Source organism: Nisaea acidiphila (assembly GCF_024662015.1).
Lineage (GTDB): Bacteria > Pseudomonadota > Alphaproteobacteria > Thalassobaculales > Thalassobaculaceae > Nisaea > Nisaea acidiphila.
This window is the reverse complement of sequence record NZ_CP102480.1, coordinates 3,928,732-3,949,943: the sequence shown is the minus strand read 5'-3', so window position 1 is coordinate 3,949,943 and position 21,212 is coordinate 3,928,732. Positions and strand designations below refer to the sequence as shown.

At 63.2% G+C, this 21,212-nt stretch carries 19 protein-coding genes; 10 read left to right on the top strand and 9 right to left on the bottom strand.

Translation table 11 applies throughout. The annotated features are described in order from the left end of the window. Positions 1-109: 109 nt before the first annotated feature. Positions 110-1,549, bottom strand: a complete 1,440-nt coding sequence (locus tag NUH88_RS18425; protein WP_257767958.1) for an amidase — start codon at positions 1,547-1,549, stop codon at positions 110-112. Between the two features lie 145 nt (positions 1,550-1,694). Here NUH88_RS18425 and NUH88_RS18420 point away from each other — a divergent pair, with 145 nt between their 5' ends. Next, positions 1,695-2,735, top strand: coding sequence for a zinc-dependent alcohol dehydrogenase family protein (locus NUH88_RS18420; RefSeq protein WP_257767953.1), 1,041 nt, complete (start codon positions 1,695-1,697; stop codon positions 2,733-2,735). A gap of 10 nt (positions 2,736-2,745) precedes the next feature. Here the strand turns inward: NUH88_RS18420 and der are convergent, their stop codons facing one another. The 3 genes from der to NUH88_RS18405 form a co-directional block, all read right to left on the bottom strand. Beyond that, positions 2,746-4,161, bottom strand: coding sequence for a ribosome biogenesis GTPase Der (der, locus tag NUH88_RS18415; protein ID WP_257767952.1), 1,416 nt, complete (start codon positions 4,159-4,161; stop codon positions 2,746-2,748). Positions 4,162-4,240: 79 nt separating this feature from the next. Beyond that, complete coding sequence (locus tag NUH88_RS18410; RefSeq protein WP_257767951.1) at positions 4,241-5,584, bottom strand: outer membrane protein assembly factor BamB family protein; 1,344 nt, start codon at positions 5,582-5,584, stop codon at positions 4,241-4,243. A gap of 13 nt (positions 5,585-5,597) precedes the next feature. Continuing rightward, a complete protein-coding gene (locus NUH88_RS18405; RefSeq protein WP_257767949.1) occupies positions 5,598-6,242 on the bottom strand; it encodes a tetratricopeptide repeat protein in 645 nt (214 codons plus the stop codon). A gap of 224 nt (positions 6,243-6,466) precedes the next feature. Between NUH88_RS18405 and NUH88_RS18400 the strand changes: the two genes are divergently transcribed. The 9 genes from NUH88_RS18400 (at position 6,467) to NUH88_RS18360 (ending at position 15,430) form a co-directional block, all read left to right on the top strand. Continuing rightward, on the top strand, positions 6,467-6,805 hold the full coding sequence (locus NUH88_RS18400; RefSeq protein ID WP_257767947.1) for a DUF2794 domain-containing protein: 339 nt from the start codon (positions 6,467-6,469) through the stop codon (positions 6,803-6,805). A 268-nt stretch (positions 6,806-7,073) separates the two neighbouring features. Beyond that, complete coding sequence (locus NUH88_RS18395) at positions 7,074-9,578, top strand: right-handed parallel beta-helix repeat-containing protein (protein ID WP_257767945.1); 2,505 nt, start codon at positions 7,074-7,076, stop codon at positions 9,576-9,578. Between the two features lie 12 nt (positions 9,579-9,590). Then, positions 9,591-10,526, top strand: a complete 936-nt coding sequence (locus NUH88_RS18390) for a hypothetical protein (RefSeq protein WP_257767943.1) — start codon at positions 9,591-9,593, stop codon at positions 10,524-10,526. A 57-nt stretch (positions 10,527-10,583) separates the two neighbouring features. Further along, positions 10,584-11,969 (top strand): CoA transferase, encoded by a 1,386-nt coding sequence (locus NUH88_RS18385; RefSeq protein WP_257767942.1) that lies wholly within the window; start codon positions 10,584-10,586, stop codon positions 11,967-11,969. A gap of 98 nt (positions 11,970-12,067) precedes the next feature. Further along, positions 12,068-12,349, top strand: coding sequence for a hypothetical protein (locus NUH88_RS18380; protein WP_257767941.1), 282 nt, complete (start codon positions 12,068-12,070; stop codon positions 12,347-12,349). A 256-nt stretch (positions 12,350-12,605) separates the two neighbouring features. Further along, positions 12,606-12,974 (top strand): hypothetical protein, encoded by a 369-nt coding sequence (locus tag NUH88_RS18375; RefSeq protein ID WP_257767940.1) that lies wholly within the window; start codon positions 12,606-12,608, stop codon positions 12,972-12,974. Positions 12,975-13,014: 40 nt separating this feature from the next. Continuing rightward, a complete protein-coding gene (locus NUH88_RS18370; protein ID WP_257767939.1) occupies positions 13,015-13,614 on the top strand; it encodes a hypothetical protein in 600 nt (199 codons plus the stop codon). Positions 13,615-13,747: 133 nt separating this feature from the next. Next, positions 13,748-14,524 carry an SDR family oxidoreductase gene (locus tag NUH88_RS18365; RefSeq protein WP_257767938.1) on the top strand — a complete coding sequence of 259 codons (777 nt, stop codon included), beginning with the start codon at positions 13,748-13,750 and terminating at the stop codon, positions 14,522-14,524. Continuing rightward, positions 14,525-15,430, top strand: a complete 906-nt coding sequence (locus NUH88_RS18360) for a DMT family transporter (protein ID WP_257767936.1) — start codon at positions 14,525-14,527, stop codon at positions 15,428-15,430. A gap of 9 nt (positions 15,431-15,439) precedes the next feature. On the opposite strand, the gene NUH88_RS18355 is transcribed toward NUH88_RS18360, so the two are convergent. The 5 genes from NUH88_RS18355 to NUH88_RS18335 all read right to left on the bottom strand — a co-directional run bounded on the left by NUH88_RS18355 (position 15,440) and on the right by NUH88_RS18335 (position 21,114). Continuing rightward, positions 15,440-16,762 carry an amidase gene (locus NUH88_RS18355; protein ID WP_257767934.1) on the bottom strand — a complete coding sequence of 441 codons (1,323 nt, stop codon included), beginning with the start codon at positions 16,760-16,762 and terminating at the stop codon, positions 15,440-15,442. A gap of 49 nt (positions 16,763-16,811) precedes the next feature. Then, positions 16,812-18,119 (bottom strand): type III glutamate--ammonia ligase, encoded by a 1,308-nt coding sequence (glnT, locus tag NUH88_RS18350; RefSeq protein WP_257767932.1) that lies wholly within the window; start codon positions 18,117-18,119, stop codon positions 16,812-16,814. A 69-nt stretch (positions 18,120-18,188) separates the two neighbouring features. Continuing rightward, positions 18,189-19,517: an FMN-binding glutamate synthase family protein gene (locus NUH88_RS18345; RefSeq protein ID WP_257767931.1), complete on the bottom strand. Its 1,329-nt coding sequence runs from the start codon at positions 19,515-19,517 to the stop codon at positions 18,189-18,191. A 10-nt stretch (positions 19,518-19,527) separates the two neighbouring features. Next, positions 19,528-20,214 carry a GXGXG domain-containing protein gene (locus tag NUH88_RS18340; protein ID WP_257767929.1) on the bottom strand — a complete coding sequence of 229 codons (687 nt, stop codon included), beginning with the start codon at positions 20,212-20,214 and terminating at the stop codon, positions 19,528-19,530. 3 nt (positions 20,215-20,217) lie between these two features. Then, positions 20,218-21,114 (bottom strand): class II glutamine amidotransferase, encoded by an 897-nt coding sequence (locus NUH88_RS18335; RefSeq protein ID WP_257767927.1) that lies wholly within the window; start codon positions 21,112-21,114, stop codon positions 20,218-20,220. Positions 21,115-21,212: the final 98 nt, after the last annotated feature.

The window sequence follows — 21,212 nt, the reverse complement described above, 5'->3', positions numbered from 1 at the left end:
TTTTAATATTTAATTATGACCACTTAACTCGAAGAACTCAAGCTGGCCTCACTTCCTCTCGGATTATCAGTCAGAGACATTGTATAATTACTTTCCCGCAGATCGGCCGTCAGCGAAGCCCTTTGCGGCGCCAGAGCTCATGGATCTGTATGCCGTTCGCCCGCTCCAGCACCTCGGCCGCGTCGAGCGCGAGGTCCTCGCGGAAGCGGCGCCCGATGATCTGAACCGAAAGCGGAAGGTCCTCATGGTACCCCGCCGGCGCGATCGCCGCCGGAAGACCGAGGAAATTGATCATCCAGCTATAGACCGAGGAGTCGAAGATATCGCGGGTTCCGGCAGAGCTGTCCGCGTCTTCGTTCCAGGTGAAACCCGGCCGCATCATGAAAGGCGTCAGGACCAGAGGATATTCTTCGAGGAAGAGATTCCAGGCCCGGAGATAGCGGGTCCGGCGCGACATGGCGCGCAACAGCCCTTCCGCATCGGTCGGCGGGTAGTTCTCGAAATAATAGCCGAAGACCTTCTGGATATCGGCGCTGCCGTATTTCTTGATCGCCTCGCCGAGGAAGATCTCGCAATCGGCATAGAGCGCCGGCAGGGCTTCCGCCGCAGCCTCGCGGATCATCCGTGGTGCCGCCTCCTCGACGACATAACCGGCCTTCTCCAGCTCCGCTGCAGCGCCCTCCAGCGCCGACACGATCGCCGGATGAATGTTGTAGCCGTTGGTCTCGCGGCAAAACGCGACCTTGATCGGCTGATCCACAGGCGGGCCGTCGAACGGGACCGGAACCTGTAGCGGGTCGTGCGGATCCGGCTGCATCAGGACACGGGTGGCGAGCCTGACGTCGCGCACTTCGCGGGCGATGATCCCTTGCACGGACATGAGCTGCGCCAGGAGCGAACGCTCCTCCTTGCCGGACGGATTGTAGGCCGGCACCCGGCCCTGCCCCGGCTTCACCGTCACCGCACCGGTCTGGTAAGCCGGGAAACGGAGCGAGCCGCCGATATCGTTGCCGTGCGCGATCGGGCAGAAGCCTGCTGCCACCGCCGCGGAGGCGCCGCCAGAGGAGCCGCCCGGCGAATGGTTGTCGTCCCAGGGGTTGAAGGTCCGACCGTGCAGCTCGTTCACCGTAGTGGCGCGGAAGGAGAATTCCGGCGTGTTGCTGCGCCCGACGATGATCGCGCCCGCCTTCTTCAGATTGCTGACGACCGGCGCATCGCCCGGGGCGATCAGATCCTTGAAGGCGGTCACACCGTTGCTGTTCGCGGTGCCTTCCTGATCGACATTGATCTTGATCGCGACCGGCACGCCGTGCAGAGGCCCGATCGGGCCGTCTTTTTTGAGGATCGCGTCATAGGAAGCGGCCTGCTCCAGCGCGGCATCGGTCTGATCGACCACGATCGCGTTGATATGTCCGTTCTCCGCCTTGATTCGCCCGACGGCGGAAGCAACGGCATCGGCGGCGCTGACGCGGCCGTCGCGGATGGCGCCGGATAGCTCGACGGCGCTCCATTGCCAAAGCGGAGTGGTGGTGCGGTTTTCGCTGGTCATTGCGGATCCTCAATCGGAAAGGCGGTCTCGGGAAGGAGGTTAATGATGTCCCCTGAAAGGCCGCTTGCCAAGGGGACTGGTGAATTGGCCGGAACGCGGGCTATAGATGCCGGCCCTCCAATCTACCCCATCCCTGGAGCCCCCTATGAAAGCCGTCCTTTACGAAGCCTTTTGCGAACCGCCGAAACTGGTCACGGTTCCAGACCCGGTCCCGGAGCATCACGGCGTCGTGCTCAAGGTCGAGGCGACCGGCGTCTGCCGGAGCGACTGGCACGGATGGGTCGGGCATGACGGCGATATCGAGCTGCCGCATGTGCCTGGGCACGAGCTCGCGGGTGTGGTCGCCGAGGTCGGCAAGGACGTCACACGGTGGAAGGTCGGCGACCGGGTGACGGTGCCCTTCGTCGGCGGCTGCGGAACCTGTCCCGAATGCCATGCCGGCCACCAGCAGGTCTGCGCAAACCAATTCCAGCCCGGCTTCACCCATTGGGGCTCCTTTGCCGAACTGGTCTCGATCCACAAGGCGGACCTGAACCTCGTTGCCCTTCCCGAGCAGGTCAGCTTCGCGACGGCGGCGAGTTTCGGCTGCCGGTTCGCCACCTCGTTCCGCGCCGTCGTCGACCAGGGAAAGACGTCTGCCGGTCAGTGGGTCGCGGTGCATGGCTGCGGCGGCGTAGGGCTTTCCGCCATCATGATCGCGGAGGCGATCGGGGCGAACGTGGTCGCCATCGACATTTCCGAGGAGAAACTCGCGCTGGCGAAGAAGCTCGGCGCCGTGCACACGATCAATGCGGCAACGGTCGCAGACGTTCCGGAAGCGGTCATCGAACTGACGAAAGGCGGCGCGCATGTCTCGCTCGACGCGCTCGGCCATCCGACGACCTGCTTCAACTCGATCAGGAACCTGCGCAAGCGGGGCAAACACGTTCAGGTCGGGTTGATGCTGGCGGAGCATGCGACGCCGGCAGTGCCGATGGCGAAGGTGATCGCTGACGAGCTTGAGATCCTCGGCAGTCATGGCATGCAGGCGCACCGCTACGACGCGATGCTGGCCATGGTGCTTTCCGGCAAGCTGGCGCCCGATCTTCTGGTTGGCAAGGAGATCAGCCTGGAGGATTCCATCGAAGCCCTGATGCAAATGGACAGTTTCCAGGCGGTCGGCGCGACGGTCGTCACCCGGTTCTGACCCGGAGCGCCTATTCGTCCTTCACATAGGGATTCTTGCTGCCGCGCAGGTAAAAGCGAATCGGCACCGCGGTCAGCTTGAAAGTCTCGCGCAGCCCGTTCACGAGATACCGGGTATAGGCGTCCGGCAATTCCGTCGGCTGGCTGACGAAAGCGGCGAAGGTCGGCGGCCGCGTCTTGATCTGCGTCATGTAGCGCAGCTTGATCCGGCGTCCCTTTGCGAGCGGCGGCGGATGCATCGCCGTCATGTCCTGCAGCCAGCGGTTCAGCCGCGAAGTGGAAACCCGGCGGTTCCAGGTGTCGTAGGTATCGACCACCGCCTTCAGCAGCTTGTCGAGATTGCGCCCGCGCTCGGCAGAGATGGTGATGTAGGGAATGCCTTTGACCTGCGGCAGAGAGGTCTGCAGCCGGTCGCGGAGATGGCCGAGCGCCTTCTCCCGGTTCTCGACGATGTCCCACTTGTTTGCGGCGATGACGAGCGCGCGCCCCTCCTCGACCACCATGCGGGCGATGGTCAGGTCCTGCTTCTCCAGCATCGTGGTCGCATCCAGCATCAGCACCACGACATGGGCGAACTGGATGGCGCGGCGGGTATCCTCACCAGAGAGGTATTCGAGCCGCTGGGTGACTTTCGAGCGGCGCCTGAGGCCCGCCGTATCGAACAGTTTGAAGGGCTGGCCCTCGAATACCCAATCGCTCTCGATCGCATCCCGGGTGATGCCGGCTTCGGGACCGGTCAGCATCCGGTCCTCGCCGAGCAGGGCGTTCACGAAGGTGGATTTGCCGACATTCGGGCGGCCGACGATGGCAAGCCGGATCGTGTCCGGCGCCTTGGCGTCGCGCCAGGTCTCCGCGCCGTCTGGCGACTCGTCGATGATGTCGTCGCTCTCCTCGGCGGCGGCGTCGAGCGCGGCGTAATCGTCATGCGCCTCTTCCGGCGCGAATTCGTTCAGAGCGTCATAGAGTTCGCCCAGCCCCTCGCCATGCTCCGCCGAGAGCGGCACCGGATCGCCAAGGCCGAGGCCGAAGGCCTCATAGAGGCCGGGCGCACCCGCCTTGCCCTCGCACTTGTTGGCAACGAGGATCACCTTCTGCTTCTCGCGCCGGAGCCAGCGGGCAAAATGGTCGTCGAGCGGCGTGACGCCGGCGCGGGCATCGATCACGAACAGCACAGCATCCGCTTCCGAAACGGCGGCCTCGGTCTGCAGGCGCATACGGCCTTCTAGGCTCTCGTTCTCGGCATCCTCGAGACCGGCCGTGTCGAACAGGCGGAAACTCAGATCGCCGACCCGGCCCTCGCCCTCGCGGCGGTCGCGCGTGACGCCCGGCTGGTCATCGACGATGGCAATACGCTTGCCGACGAGTCGGTTGAAGAGGGTCGATTTGCCCACATTCGGGCGACCAATGATGGCAACAGTGAAACTCATGGCTGTTCCGTAGTCCCGGCGCGCCCATCAAATCAAGCAAACTTGCGGCATAGCGGCCATGCAGCGGCCGCGCCCGCTCCTAGCGGAACGCTTCCAGATCTCCGTCGTCGGTCAGGAAGTAAACCGTTCTGCCGGCCACGATCGGTGCGATAAAGACCGCGGAGCCGACATCGATCTTGCCGAGGATCTTCCCGGAATAGGGCGAGATCGCATAGACCTCGCCGGTCGAGGACCCGACCAGAAGACGGTCACTGACCAGCACCGGGCCGGAATAGGTGATGACGCCTTCCTTGTCTTCCGGATTTTCGAAGACGGGAAGCTGCTGGATCCAGTGGATCCGTCCCCGGCGCTTGGTCAGCGCCAGCACCTCGCCGAGGCTGGAAACGACGAAGACATAGTCGCCCGCCGCCCACGGCGTCTGGTTGCCGCCGATCCGCGCTTCCCAGACCCGCCGGCCGGATTGCAGATCCGTCGCGATGAGCCGGCCGGATTGGCTGACCGCGATCACGAGCCCGTCGTCGACAACCGGATTGCCGCGGATGTCGGAAAGCCGGGACACCGCATTGATCCCGCGAACCGAGCTCAGGTTGTCGTTCCAGAGCAGACGCCCGTTCTCCACCCGGAGCACGAACAGCTCGCCCGAGGAATAGGGGATAATCGCCGAACTGCCGCTGACCGCGGCACTGGCGATCCCGAGCAACGCGGATTCCTCCGCGATCCCGGTATGGGACCAGATCCGCGTACCGTCGGTCAGATCGAGCGCGAAGGACTGGTTGCCGAGAATGGTCAGGAACACACGCCCGTCCGCCACGGTCGGCGCACCTCGGGTCGGTCCCGGGAGCCGGCTGCGCCAGACTTCTTCCCCCGTCTTCAGATCGAAGGCGATAACCTCGCTATAGCCGGTCGCGGCGATCAGCTTGCCGTCTCCGGCAGCGATCGCCCCCGGATAGATCGTGTCGTCCTCGTCGTCCGGCCGGGTCTCGGCGCTCCAGACCCGCTCGCCGTTTTCGGTCTTGAGGGCGGAAATCTCGCCTTCGGAATCCATTGCGTAGATCATGCCGTCGACGACGATCGGGCTCGCGATCAACTGGTTGTCGCTGTCGGAGCCGCTGCCGATATCGGTCGTCCAGACCCGGCTGAGCACATCGCCGGCGGCGAGATGCTGCATGGCATGGACGGCATTGCCGCCGGGTTGCGGCCAGTCCGCATTCTCGACCGGGCGCGGAAGCACGATCCGCTGCTCGGCGAGATTCGGGTCCGCGACAAGGCTCTGTTCAAGTGCCAGCACCGGCAGCCGTTCGCCCGGCAGGGGCGGGCCGTCCTGCTCTTCACCGAAAAACAGGCCGTCGCTGCACCCCTGGAGCAACAACATGCCGGCGAGGAGCGCGCACTGCGAAAACCGCCGGAAATGCAGACCGGTCATGGAACGCTCCCGATCACTCGCTGGCGATGGCGCTGAGCAGCTCGGTCGCCCGGGCGCGTAGCTGCGCCGGTGTCTCCGCATCGGCCGTCAGGGTCTCAAGGATTTCCCGTGCCTTTGACTTGTCGCCCGCTTTCAGCGCGATCAGCGCCTCGGCCTCGCGGGCCAGCGGGCGCCACGGCCCGCTTGTGTTCGCAAGAGCTGAAATCTCGCGAGAGAGTTCGGTGGGATCGCCGCTGTCGATCCGGTGCGTGACGGCAAGAAGACGGGCGAGATCGCGGAAGACGGCAGGCACGGCCGTATCGTCGGCGAGCTTCTTGTAGGTGATGATCGCGGCCTCGAGATCGCCGGCCTCGACCAGGGCCGCCGCCTGCTGCAGCGAGGCGAGCGCGGCGTAGCCCTTGTTACCGTCCTGCGCCAGGGCGCCGAACTCGGCAGCGGCCGCCGCCGGATCTTCAGCCAGCGCCCGCGCGGCTGTTTCATAACGCGCCGACTGGGCCGCTTTCTGCTTCGCGTCGTAAGAAAGCCAGAACCGGTATCCGCCGACCCCGAGAACGATCAAAACCGCCACCGCGAGGACATAGGGGCCGTACCGTTTCCAAAGCCGGGCGGCCTTCTCCTGCTGGAGTTCCTCGTCAATCTCGCGAAAAATGTCTGCCACGCCTGTCTCCGTTGCGAAGCGCCGGCCCGGCGTCCCGGTTCGGCCATAACCCATCCGCCCCAGCGGAAGAGCGCAACCTACATGGCGCGCCCCCCGAAATCAAACCGCTCTCGCAGTCACGTCCGGGACCTCCGGTGGATTGGTGAACGCGGACTTTACGCCGGTGTTTTTTTCGGGAAAACTAGGTTTCATGAACTGGCAACAAATCCGTAGGTGAACGGCCCATGGCGGACTTGATTCGGCTCAAAAAAAGCCGGTCGCCGCGGCGCGGTCCCTTCTTCACCAAAAACGAACTTGGTCAGCTTCTCTCTCTCTATTCGAGCCGTGTGATCTCCGGCGAGTGGCGCGACTACGCGATCGATCATTCCGATGACGGCGCGGCATTCTCGATCTTCCGGCACAGTCATGAACTGCCGCTCTTCTCTGTCTCCAAGAAGCAACGCAAGGGTCAACGTCATCCGACCTTCGAGCTGACCTCCGGCTATAAAAAACTCGCATCCTCCTCCTCTTTAGTCGACGTTATCTCCCGTTTCGAAAAACTGCCCCGCCTCGTTACCGGCTAGAGCAGCTCGGATCTTTTCGGAGCTCGGGGCTCCTGCGACTTGCCTTCTGAACTTGACGGGTTTTCCCGAACAAGCGCGCCGGTTTGCGGCAAACCCGACCAGCAAATCGCCCGGAAATCACGCTTCAAAATGATCCTCCAAGCGAAATAATTTTCGATAAAAAAACTATCCAAAAGCGCGAAAATCACGCCGCCTTCTTGCCATAAAATCGCATTAACCATAGGACTTCTGTAGCTATTTCGATCAACCACTTTATGGACAGTGAGAAATGTCACTTACTATTGATTCATTCGTCGGTGATGGCACCCAGACACAATTCACGCTGAGTGCAGATCCTGGATCGCCAAACAATGTCATTGTACAAATCGAGGCGAATGTTCAGCTTGTCAGCGCCTACACAATTTCCGGCCAAACCCTGACGTTCTCTCAGGCGCCGGCATCGGGAAGCGAAATCGAGGTCCGGCTCCCAGCGGTCTCTTTGGCAACACCGATCTCTGTCGACACATATACCGGCGACGGTACGACCACGACATTTGCAATCAGCGGCCCGCCTCCCCAGACCAAGAACAATGTCCTATGCATGATATCCGGGGTCGTTCAGACCTCCGAAAGCTACTATGTCGCAGGCAGCGACTTAGTCTTCTTCACCGCGCCGGCCAATGGCCAGGCCATCGAAATCCGGGGATCGGTTCTGGGGATCACGACTCCGATCGGAATCCGATCCTACATCGGTGATGGAGTCACGACGGATTTCGACCTGCTGGTGACACCTGCATCGAAAAACGATTTCCTCATTTTTCTCAACGGCGTTGTTCTGCTGACCTCGGGTTATGATATTTCGGCCAACATTCTGCTTCTACCGAGCGCACCGGTTCAAAACAGCGTTCTGGAAGTGCATTATCTTCAGGACCAAGTTCCGGTAATCGGCGTCGTCGCCGATGGATCGGTCACCACACCCAAGCTGGCCGACGATGCAGTCACGATAGCCAAGATTGCCTCGAACGCGGTCGGCGACGAACAACTGACCGAGACCGGAGTAACGGCCGGAAGCTATTCCAACCCGACCGTGACAGTCGATGCCAACGGCCGCGTCCTTGATATCGCAAGCGGTTCCGTCAGCATATTCAACGTCAAGGCCTACGGCGCCACGGGTGACGGTACGACCGACGATTATTCGGCCATCATGAGTGCCATCGCGGCGATACCGGCCTCGGGCGGCATGCTCTTCTTCCCCGCAGGACGTTATCGCTCCTCTGGCCGACTGACAATTTCAAACCGTCCGATCAATGTCGTTGGAGCCGGCATCGCTGTCACGGAGATATTCTGGGACAATGCCGCCTCGTCAGGGATCCAGATCTCACAGAACGACGAGACTTACTTCACTACGGTCCAATCCATGACGCTGGCCAGCGCCCAGCCGGTCGCGAACCAGACCGCATTGGAGATCGACTTCAGCCAGTCCGGCATCGATGATCGCGATGCAGGAATTATCTCGGTTTCCGACCTAATGATCATGCCGACGACCGAAGCGACCGACGGCTGGCATACCGGGATTCATCTGATCGACGGCCATGGAGCGAAGGTCGATAGCATCACGTTGAGGGGGAACAACGCGGGCAATTCCCAGGCTCAGCGCACAGTGTCCCAACATGGCATTCACATCGGGGGGTCGACCCGACTTCCTGTCGAAATCATCGTCGAACGCGTCCGCGGATTCTATTGGCACACCGTGGTCCTGATTTCCTCAAGCAGTTCCTCCAGTCCGAACGATCGTGCCGAAGGCATACGTATCGGAAACTGCGACTTCGTCGCCGTGGGGAGGGGTGTTCACGCGAACATCAACGAGAATAATGCGTCGCCTCACTTTTCCGTTTATGAGACCCACGTGAATTTCTATGAGTACGGCGTGTTCTTCCAGGGCACTGTCCAGACATTCACCTCTAATTGTCTGTTCTACCAAAACCCGAACGGTGTCCAGAATGCAGCTGGTGTCTACTCGCAGCGGAGCACCCCGTCGGGCGGCCCCGCAGCCAACTCCCGCGATAACATCATAACCGGCAATACCTTTGTCAAATTGGGGCAGACCTACGACTACAACGCGATCGTCATCGAAGGTGATCGGGCAACCATTGCGAATAACATCGTAAACAGCTCGACAACTGCAATTTGGATAAAGAAAGAAACAGTATCTCCCTTTGCATCGCCAACTTCGATGGCAATCACAGGGAATGTAATTGAATCCTCAAACCATGGCCTTTATCTCGAGGAAGCCAATAATATCTCCATACAGGGAACAATATTTAACAATGTATTAACAGAAATAGCGAACATATCTTCAACGGACGTAAAAATAAATAATGGATTCAAAGGCTGTTTACTGCACAACAATTCAGATTTCGGAGCCGGAATTGTTTCTTGGTCTTCTGAAACATACGATACCGACGGCTTTCATACATCCGGCTCACAGATAACCATTCCGGCAGGGAAAGGCATCCAGTTGGTGCGCGTCAGTTGTCAGGGAAGCAGCAGGGGAAACGGAAACGGAAGTACAGGCGTGATGATCCTGAACATCAAAAAGAACGGTGCGGGCAACTATCCGGGCGAGGCCCGTTATTACCAATCGAACATTCCCATGAACGTCATCGCATCGGCGGAGGTTCAGACCGCCGTAATTCCGGTTGCCGACAACGATGTATTCGAGTGCGAATTCGGACTATCGAGCGGAAACTTCGACTATCGGCGGTGCTGGTTTTCAATCGAGGTCATAGGATAATTGGGGGCGAACATGGATCTTACGAGAGTTACTAAAGACGGAATTGAAGACGGCGCCATCGACTCTTCTAAACTGGACACGGACATTTCGGTTTCGAATCTTACGGCATCTGAGTTCGAAATCTCGAACCAGACAGAAGCCCGGGCGATTGTGAACGATGCCAATGGAACCGTGGGCGGGTCGATCCACTCCGTTGTGGACTTCGCGGCCAACGGCACACGTCATGGAAAAGTCGGCTTCGAAACAAGCGGCGGAACCATGGCGCTGCAGAACGACCAGGGTCACATTTATCTCAACGCGGATACAAACAACGCGCACGCGAATTCATCGATCATCTTCACCGTCGACAATGCGGAGAAGATGCGGACAGGTCCGGAAGGTTTGGTGCTGGGAACGTCGACCGGCTACCACGAGTTGACTGCATATGGCGGGTATTCCTGCGCCCTTCAGGTCACCAACGCGAATTCCGGTATCGGTTCCGACGCTGGCGGTTATTTCGCCGTCGTCGGAACATCGGATCTGAGGGTTTGGAATTTCTCCGACTCCTCAATCCTCTTCGGCACGAACAATAGTCAAGCGGCCTCCTTGAGCAACACGGGCGACTTCGTTGCAGAAGGCACCGGTATTACAAAGAAAGGCCGTCCGATCATTTCGGACAGCTCCACGGGCCGAACCCTCTCGGTCTCGGACAACGGCAGCTACATACGCTTCTCAAATGCCTCACCAGTGACGGTGACCGTTCCCGGCAACAGCACCGAAGCGATTCCGGTCGGCGCCGAGATTTCGCTATTTCAGTCCGGCACCGGAACCGTCACCGTGTCGGCCAGCGGCGGTGTGACAGTTAACTCCCTGAATAGCCATACCCAGCTCTCAGGAACATTTGCCGCCGCCACCTTGAAAAAGGTAGGTACCGACGAATGGGATCTGTGCGGGGATCTTACGGCTTGATATCGACGGGAAATCGTGGCGGCCTATGGTGAGGTCTCCCAGAATTTGGTCTCATCCATGTCGCCACTCTCGTACTTCCTTTCCGAAATTCGGAAGGCCGCGCGCCTGCCCGAGCGTCCGGAGCCGCTTTTCGCCGAATCCGGCGCCCTGCCTTCGGCCTATGCCGTCTCGGATCTCGCGGCGGCATCGGTCGGCGCCGCCGGCGAGGCGCTTGCCGATCTGATCGCGGCCCGTCACGGCACACCGCCGGAAGTCGCGGTGGACCGCCGCCTCGCCTCTTTCTGGTTCAAGAGTTCACTCCGGCCGGACGGCTGGGAGCTGCCACCGGTCTGGGACGCGGTCGCCGGCGACTACGCGACCGGCGACGGCTGGATCCGGCTCCACACCAACGCGCCGCATCACCGCAAGGCCGCACTCTCCGTCCTCGGCGTGCCGAACGACGAGACCGCCGATCGCACGAAGGTCGCCGCCGCGGTCCGGGAGTGGGACGGAACGCCGCTTGAGGATGCAATCGTCTCCGCCGGCGGCTGCGCCGGGGAAATGCGCTCCGCCGCCGACTGGGCCACACATCCCCAGGGCAGGGCGGTGGCCGCCGAGCCGCTGCTGCATCACGAGGCCTTTGCCGGTCCCGACGCCGCCACCTGGGAGGTCGTGCCCGCACGGCCGCTGACCGGCATCAAGGTGCTGGACCTGACCCGCGTACTGGCCGGTCCCACCGCGACCCGCTTCCTTGCCGGCTACGGCGCCGACGTGCTGCGGGTCGATCCGCCGCAGGAGCTCTGGGACGAGGCGCTGGAAGAGGAGATGCTGCTCGGCAAGCGCTCCGCAGTGCTCGATCTGCGCACGGAGAACGAGCTGGAGCGGCTGAAGGAGCTGATCGCCGATGCCGATGTTATGGTGCACGGCTATCGCTCGGACGCGCTCGCCGCGTTCGGCCTCGATGCGCCGCGACGCCGTGCGCTCAATCCGGGTCTCGTAGATGTCTCCCTCTGCGCCTATGGTTGGACCGGACCCTGGGCGACCCGGCGCGGTTTCGACAGCATCGTTCAGATGAGCAGCGGTATTGCCGAGACCGGCATGCGCCACTACGGCAAGGACAAGCCGACGCCATTGCCGGTCCAGGCGCTCGATTACGCGACCGGCTTCATTGTCGCCGCCGCCGTCCTCAGCGGCCTTGCCGAGCGCGTGCGGAGCGGTGCGGGCGCGACCTTCCGTACCTCTCTCGCCCGCACGGCGAACCTGCTGGAAGGTCAGTTCCAGGCCGATGGCACGCCGGAATTCGCGCCCGAGACCGAGGCCGATCTGGCACCCCAGGTTGAAAACACCCACTGGGGACCGGCGCGGCGGCTCGCGAGCCCTGTCGAACTCTCGACAACCCCTGTTTTCTGGAGCATTCCGGCTGGACCGGTCGGCACATCGGAACCCGTCTGGCGCACGGCCTGAGTCTCCTGAAATGACGTAATCCGTTATGGCGAAGGATGCTTGTCCACCTAAAATGTTCTTGTTATGTTCTCATTCGGCCGGCGGAAGGAACGGGATGGATGGGACGTTTCAAGGACAAGGCATTGCGTCAGGACGAGCAGCGCAGCCGCCCGGCGACCCTCTCGGATCTTTCCCGCGCTGGGATCGGCGTCTTCTGCTGGTGCAACCGCTGCGGCCACAATGCCGAGGCGGCGACGGCGATGCTGATTGCGCAGCTCGGGCCCGACTTCCCGGTTCCCGAGGTCGGCAGCCGGATGCGCTGCAGCTCCTGCGCCTCGAAGGACGTCGCCACCCGCCCGGCCTGGCCGACCCGTGACCAAGTCGTGGCCCGGCATAGCTGAGCGTTAAGAGAGCGGACCCGCCGGGCGGCAGAATGGGTCCGGCAGATCTTGCCGCAGCCCCTTGCCGGGCAGCGAAAAGCGCCGTCGAAGCGGATTTCGGGGGCACATGCTCAAATCTTTAAGAAGCGTAAAGAAAGGTTTCCCGGTACTCGCGCGAACTGGCACGGCGGTTGCTTAACGGAAAACATCGCCTGCGGAGGTGCGCCAGAACGGGGTGCCGCCGCCAAGAAAACCGGAAGACAGAACGAGGCCGCCCATGCCGCAGTCCAACGACCAGACGACCGCCAACGACCAGACGCAGGCACACGAGCGCCGCCGGGCCCCGCGTGCCACCGCCCCGATGACCGCGGTCGTCGGATCGACCCCCTACACGATCGACGACTGGAACACGCTCGGCATCAAGATCGTCGGCTATTACGGCAACCTGAAGCCGGACGACCGGGCGGAACTGCGTGTGCTGGTCCCGACCGCGGGACCCGGCGCGCTCTTCAATGCAAAGACCTCGGTGCGCCGCTACGACGAGGAAACGGCGGCCCTCACCCTGCTGTTCGATCCCGTCGAGCCGGTTGCAACCGTCACGCTGAACCGCTACTTGCATGAAATGGTGGCGCAGGGATGCGCCTGAGGCCGAAAAGATGAACAGTTTCAGGGGAGCGCAAAGCCTGATGGCCGATGACCGCACGCCGGCGGTGTTCGATCTCAGACGCGATGCCTCGGACGACGAGGACAAGAAGCGCGCGAGCAGCTCACCGTTCCCCAGCCTGAAACGCCGCCCCGCCGAGGAGCGGGCGAACGAGATCGTCGAGGACCTGAAGGAGGTCATCCTCAATCCGGGCCGTGGCGAGGGCAAGACCGGCATGTATGTCGGCGACTGGACCAAGCTCGCCCGCAAGGACATCACCCGCGCCATCCGCGACGCCGAGACCAGCGCCGCTTTCCGAGAACTGATGTCGGCCAACCGCATCGGCGGGCTCTGCCTGCGCATCGGCTTCCTGCTGCTCGCCTCCGTCGCTTCCTTCGCCGCCTTCTGGTGGGGCATCGTCGTCATCGGCCGCGAATACGGCCCGCTCTGGGGCTTCGGCGCCACCATGTCCGCCCTCGGCCTCTGCCTAGCCTTCGTCATCGCCGGCCTCGTCTATGGGCACGAGGGGCACGAGAAGGCCCTCGACAAGGCGATGCAGAAGCATACCGACGACGAGGACCGGGAACTGGAAGCCCGGATCAAGCGCGTGCTGGAGAAGAAGCAGGCTCCGCCGAGGCGCTAAACCCGCCGCACGCGACCGTCTTTCCCGCTGCCAAAGAACGAATCCCGCGCCGATTCCGCTGCTGCCGCACTGCAGCAAGCCCGCTATAGTTCCCCTTCCAGACAAACTAAAATCTGAAAATTGGGGGGTAACCATGCAGCTCGATCTGACGGGCAAGCGGGCATTGATCACCGCCGGCGCCGGGGGCATCGGCCGCCGGACGGCTGAACTGTTCAGCCAGGCCGGTGCCAAGGTGTTCATCTGCGATATCGACCAGGACCAGCTCGAGGATGCGCGCGACAAGGTCGCGAACCTCGGCGGCACGCTCACCGACGTCTCCGACAAGGAGGCCCTCAAGGCGATGTTCGGCGCCGCCGTGGACTATCTCGGCGGGCTCGATATCCTCGTGAACAATGCCGGGACGGCCGGTCCGACCGGCCCGGTCGAGGGTGTCAGTTTCGAGGACTGGCAGAGCTGCATCGACATCAACCTCACCTCCACTTTCCTGATGACACAGATGGCCGTGCCCTACCTCCGGGATGCGGGCGGCGGCGCGATCATCAATCTCTCCTCGGCCGCCGGAAAGTTCGGCTTCCCGATGCGCAGCCCCTACTCGGCCGCGAAATGGGGCATCGTCGGTTTCACCCGGACCATCGCCATCGAGCTCGGCCCGGACCGGATCCGCTGCAACGCGATCCAGCCGGGCGCGGTCGAGGGCGCCCGGATCGACCGGGTGATCAAGGCCAAGGCCGAAGCCAAGGGGATCTCGGAGAACGCGATGCGGAGCGAGCTCGCCTCCATCGCCTCGCTGAAGGAATTCGTCACCGCCGACGACATCGCCTCGATGATCCTCTTCCTTTGCTCCAAGGCCGGCGCCCATATCACCGGACAGGCGCTCAGCGTCGATGCCGGTCTCGAAGGGCTGGTCTAAGTGAAAGCCGGAGCGCTCTCAGGCAATCTCCAGGGAGCGCTCTGGATCCTCGCCTCCTGCCTCGCGGCGACGGTGATGACCGTCGGAGTGAAAATGGCCTCCGACGGCCTCGCCTCGACACAGATCGTCTTCGTGCGCTGCATCTTCTCGTTCGCAATGACGGTCCCGTTCCTGATCGGCTACGGCAAGCGCGTGCTGTTCAGCCGGCGCTGGAAGATGCATCTGTTCCGCGGCGCGATCGGCGCGGTCTCGATGAATGCGGGTTTCTACGCCCTCGGCGCGCTGCCGATCACCACCGCCTCGGTGCTGTTCTTCTCCACCCCGCTCTTCATGACCGCGCTGGCCGGCCCCATGCTCGGCGAGAAGGTCGGCATCCATCGCTGGGGCGCGACGCTCGTCGGCTTCGCCGGGATCGTCGTGGTGGTCAATCCGAGCATCGACGGTTTCCAGTTCGCCATGCTCTCCGCCCTCGTCAGCGCCGCGCTCTTCGCCGTCATGCTGATCCAGGGCAAGACTCTCTCCAAGGACGATCCGCCCGGCACGCTGATGGTCTATTTCATGGTGATGAGCACGCTCAGCAGCTTTCCGCCCGCGATTACCCACTGGACCTGGCCGGACACGGACCTCTGGATCATCCTCTTCGTGCTCAGCGTCGGCGCCACCGCGCGGGTCTATTTCGATATCAAGGCCTACGCCGTTGGCGAGGCGAGCGCGATCTCGGTGTTCCAGTATATCCGGCTGATCACCATCGCCTTCGCCGGCTATCTCGTCTTCGCGGAGGTGCCCGACGAACGGACCCTCGTCGGCGCCGGACTGATCGTGGCAAGCACGCTCTACATCGCCCAGAGAGAGGCGTTCCGGCAAAGACGGGCCCGGGCGGAAGCCAAAGGCCAAACGGCGGACTGAGGCCCTTCCTCAGCCGCCCAGTTCCCGGTCGAGCCAACGGGCCACGCGCAGGAGCTTGCCGTCTTCTCCCGGCTTGCCGACGAGTTGAACACCGAGTGGCAACCCCTCGACGCTGAGCCTCGGCAGAGTCACGCAAGGCACGCCGAGATAGGTCCAGAGACCGTTGAAGATCGCCGATCCCGTGGTTGCGAAGCCGTGCGGCGCCGGACCGGTCGCCGGCAGGCAGAGCACCGCGTCATAGCGATCGAGCAGCAACGAAAGGGAGTCGTTGATCGGCCCGCGCGCCAGCACCGCTTCGACATAGTCGCCGGCCGCGACCTTGCGGGCCTCGGCGAGGCGCGCCTTGATCATCTCGCTCGCCTTCTCGGGGCTGGCGTCGATCATCCCCCCATAATAAGGCACCATCTCGGCGGCCATGACAGCAGCATGAAAGTCGAGGATGCGGTCAAAGGGCGACGGCAGGCTCTCCCGGACGCAGCCCGCGCCGAGACCGTCGACGACGCCCTCAATGGCCTTCTGTGCGCCGTCATCCGCCTGTGGCCAAGCCGGGGTTTCGAGAAAGGCAAAACGCGGCGCCGGGGTTTCGAGGGCCATATCCGCGCCGAGGCTCGAACGGCGGCCTCCAAAGCTGAAGGCGTCCGTGGCATCGAACGCAGCCATGCTGTCCGCGATCAGCGCCAGATCCTCAACCGAACGGCCGTAGACGCCGACGGTATCCAGCGTGTGCGACTGCATCAGCACGCCCTCGCGCGGGATCAGGCCAAGGGAGGGTTTCATGGCGTGAATGCCGTTGAAGGAGCCCGGCCTGATCACCGACCCGCCAGTCTGGGTGCCGAGGGCCAAGGGCACCTGAAAATCCCCGACCGCCGCGCCGGAGCCGGCCGAGGAGCCTCCCGGCGAATGCTCTGGATTGTGCGGATTGCGGGTCTTGCTCGGCGTCTGGTTCGCGAGCTCGGTGGTTACGGTCTTACCCATGATCACAGCGCCAGCATTGCGCAGCCGGGCGACGCAGTCAGCGTCCCGCCCGGTGCGCTGACCGCGGAACAGATCGGAGCCGTTCTCGGTCGGCATGTCCGCGGTCTCGATCACGTCCTTGATGCCGACCGGCACGCCATGCAGCGGACCGAGCGTGTAGCCCGCCGCGCGGGACGCGTCGGCGGCCCGCGCATTGGCCAAGGCAAGCTCCGGGTCGAGGAAGGCCCAGGCCCGGACCGTCTCGTCCCGCTCCGCCACGCGATCGAGACAGGACAGCATAAGCTCCTCGGCCGAGGCCTCTCCGGCCGCAAGGACACGCGCCGCCGCGGACGCCGTCAACTCGTTCAGTTTTGCCACGTGAAGCTCCCCATCCGGTCATTCCGCCCCTATCGGGGCATCATGGCCGCTAGATGTCGAGCGTATTCTCCCGCTCCCACTCAGTCAGGTGCGAGGTGTAGGCGGTCCACTCGCCGGTTTTCAGCTTCACGTAAGCGGCCGAGAACTCCTCGCCGAGCGCGGTCTTCAAGGCACTGTCCGCGTCGAAGGTACGCAAGGCGTCGAGCAGATTGAGCGGCAGCTTCGGCGCGTCCGCGGCCAGCCCCGGCTCGGCATACATGTCGTGGTCGTAACGCTTGCCCGGATCGGCTTTGCTCTTGAGCCCGTCGAGACCGGCGGCGATCACGACGGCCTGCAGCAGGTAGGGATTCGCCGCCCCGTCCGGCAGCCTCAGCTCGAAGCGTCCCGGCCCCGGCACGCGCACCATATGGGTCCGGTTGTTGCCCGACCAAGTGACCGAGTTCGGCGCCCAGGTTGCACCGGAGGCCGTTCCGGCGGCGTTGATCCGCTTGTAGGAATTCACCGTCGGATTGGTGATGGCCGCGAGCGCCGTCGCATGCGCCATGATACCGCCGAGGAAATGCATGCCGTCCTTCGAGAGGCCGAGCTCGTCCTTTTTGTCGGCGAAAGCGTTCTCCTTGCCCTTCTTGTCCCAGACCGAGACGTGACAGTGGCAGCCGTTGCCGGTCAGGTGCTTGAACGGCTTCGGCATGAAGGTGGCGCGCAACCCGTGCTTCTCCGCCACCGACTTGACCATGAACTTGAAGAAGGAATGCTTGTCCGCCGTCTTCAGCGCGTCGTCGAACTCCCAGTTCATCTCGAACTGGCCGTTCGCGTCCTCATGGTCGTTCTGGTAAGGCCCCCAGCCGAGTTCCAGCATGTAGTCGCAGATCTCGGAGATGACGTCATAGCGGCGCATCACCGCCTGCTGATCGTAGCAGGGCTTCTCGGCAATATCGCGCGGGTCGGAGATCTCGGAGCCGTCCGGCAAAATCAGGAAGTACTCCGCCTCGACGCCGGTCTTGACGCGCAGCCCCTTCTTTCCGGCGGCATCGATCATGCGGATCAGCGTGTTGCGCGGCGCCTGTTCGACGGACTTCTCTTCCATGAAGCAATCCGCGGCGACCCAGGCGACGTCCTTCTTCCAGGGAAGCTGGATCACGGAGGACGGGTCCGGGATCGCGAACAGGTCCGGATGCGCCGGCGTCATGTCGAGCCATGCGGCAAAACCGGCGAAGCCCGCCCCCTCCTCCTGCATGTCGGCGATGGCAGCCGCAGGGACCAGCTTGGCGCGCTGTGCGCCGAACAGGTCGGTGAAGGAGATCATGAAGTACTTGACCCCCTTCTCTTTCGCAAAAGCTGCGAGATCCTTCGTCATGAAACCTCCTAAGTCCCCAATTCTCCCTGTCGATACGCGCGGTGTTCGGCACCGCGTCGTTCGGTACATTCAGAGCCCGGCCTTGCCGGGTATCCAGTCGGTGCCGGCGAGCGGCACGCCGGCCATGGCCGAGGCCTCGATGGTCAGCGCGCAGAGATCCTCCGGCTCGAGGTTGTGCACATGGTTCTTGCCGCAGGCGCGCGCGATGGTCTGCGCCTCAAGTGTCATCACCTTCAGGTAGTTCGCAAGCCGGCGCCCGGCAGCGACCGGATCGACCCGCTTCATCAGCTCCGGGTCCTGGGTCGAGATGCCCGCCGGATCGCGGCCCTCGTGCCAGTCGTCATAAGCGCCGGCCGTGGTCCCGAGTTTCCGGTACTCCGCTTCCCATTTCGGATCGTTGTCGCCTATCGCGACCAGCGCCGCGGTGCCGATCGAGACGGCATCCGCGCCAAGCGCCAGCGCCTTGGCCACGTCCGCTCCGCTACGCACACCGCCGGAGACCACGAGCTGGACCTTGCGGTGCATGCCGAGCTCTTGCAATGCCGCGACGGCAGGCCGGATGCAGGCCAGCGTCGGCAGGCCGACATGCTCGATGAAGACCTCCTGGGTCGCCGCCGTGCCGCCCTGCATGCCGTCGAGCACCACCACGTCGGCGCCGGACTTCACCGCGAGCGCGGTGTCGTAATAGGGACGCGCGCCGCCAACCTTCACATAGATCGGCTTCTCCCAGTCGGTGATCTCGCGCAGCTCCTGGATCTTGATCTCGAGATCGTCCGGCCCGGTCCAGTCAGGATGACGGCAGGCGGAGCGCTGGTCGATGCCTTCCGGCAGGGTGCGCATCTCGGCGACCCGCTCGGAAATCTTCTGCCCGAGCAGCATGCCGCCGCCGCCCGGCTTGGCGCCCTGCCCGACCACGACCTCGATCGCGTCGGCACGGCGCAGGTCGCGCGGATTCATGCCGTAGCGCGACGGCAGGTACTGGTAGACGAGGATCTCGGAATGCCCGCGCTCCTCCTCGGTCATCCCGCCATCGCCGGTCGTGGTCGAAGTTCCGGCGAGGGTCGCGCCGCGGCCGAGCGCTTCCTTGGCGGGGCCCGAGAGCGAACCGAAGCTCATACCGGCGATGGTGATCGGGATCTTCAGCTCGATCGGCTTTTTCGCGAAGCGGGTGCCGAGCACGACATTGGTGCCGCAGGCCTCGCGGTAGCCTTCAAGCGGATAGCGCGAGATCGAGGCTCCGAGGAACAGCAGGTCGTCGAAATGCGGCACCTTGCGCTTCGCCCCGCCGCCGCGGATGTCGTAGATCCCGGTCGCCGCCGCGCGGCGGATCTCGGAGAGCGTGTAATCGTCGAAGGTGGCGGACTGGCGCGGGACGGTCGGGGGATTGGTATAGGTCATCTGTCCGTCCTCAGTAGGCGTCGACATTGTCGATGTTGAAATTGTAGAGCTGGCGCGCAGAGCCGTAGCGGGTGAACTCCTCCGGCTTCACATCGGTGATCCCGGCGCGTTTCAGGAGATCCGCCAGAAGCTCCAGATGCTTCGGCTTCATCTTCTTCTTAACGCAGTCGGCTCCGAGGCTCTCTACCTTGCCGCGGACGAAGAATCTGGCTTCGTAGCAGGAATCTCCAAGCGCATCCCCGGCATCGCCAAGCACCACGAGGTTACCGGCCTGCGCCATGAAGGCGGACATGTGGCCGATATTGCCCTTCACGACGATATCGATGCCTTTCATGGAGATGCCGCAGCGCGACGAGGCATTGCCCTCGATCACCAGCAGGCCGCCATGACCGGTCGCGCCAGCATACTGGCTCGCATCGCCCTTCACCACGACGGTGCCGGACATCATGTTCTCCGCGACGCCCGGCCCGACGCTGCCATGCACCGTGACCGTCGCTTCGGCATTCATTCCAGCGCAGTAGTAGCCGCAATTGCCTTTCACATCGACGCGGACCGGCTTGTCGATCCCGACCGCGACCGCATGCGCCCCGCGCGGGTTCAGCACCTCGAAATCGGTCTCGTTCGCACCGGCGGACACATCGTGCAGCGCCTGGTTCAGGTCGCGCAGCGGCACCTTCGAAAGGTCGAAGCTCGGCATTCCTCAATGCTCCCAGAAATAGACGGTCGCCGGCTCCGGCTCCCAGACGCGGGCACTCTCGATCCCCGGCAGGCCGACCAGCGCGCGGTATTCGGAGCCGAAGGCGACATATTCGTCGGTCTCGGCCATCACCGCCGGCTTGCAGGCGATCGGATCGCGCAGCACGCCGAAGCCCGATTTGGTGCCGACGACGAAGGTATAGAAACCATCGAGATCGCTGAGGCCGCTTTCCAGCGCCGCGCCGAGATTCTGCCCTTCCGCCAGCTTGTGGCTGAGATAGGCTGCCGCGACCTCGGTATCGTTCTCGGTCTCGAAGCGGAGCCCGGCCTTCACCAGCTCCCGGCGCAGATTGTTGTGGTTGGAGAGCGAGCCGTTATGGACAAGGCACTGGTCCGGCCCGGTCGAGAACGGATGCGCGCCGAAGGTCGTGACGGCGGACTCCGTCGCCATCCTTGTATGGCCGATCCCGTGGGTGCCGCCCATTTTGCCGATGCCGAAGCGCTCCGCCACGTCCTTCGGCAGGCCGACCTCCTTGTAAATCTCCACGCTTTCGCCGCGCCCCATGACGGTAACGCCCGGCCGGAGTTCCTGCAGCGCATCGCGCGCCGCGTCGAGCTTCGCCGCCGCGAGCGAGATCACGGCATGGGTCGCCCGCACATCGACGGAGACGTCCGTCCCGACCTTCTTCGACAGCGCCGCGCCAAGCCCCTTGAAGTCGCTCTCAGGATCGGCGGACTGGACGGTGATCTTGCCCGAACCTTTCGCGGACGGCCCGTAGATCGCGATGCCGGCGCTGTCCGGTCCGCGATCCGTCATGGTGATCAGCATCTCCGAGAGCAGTGCGCCGAGTTTCGGCTCCAGCGCCTTGTCCTTCAGGAACAGTCCAACGATGCCGCACATTTCCGGCAACCTCCGTCTAGAAATCTCCGGCGGAGCCTAGCAGGCGGTTTTGCAGAGCACAATTCGGAAGAATAAAATATTCTTCAGAAGAAAAATCC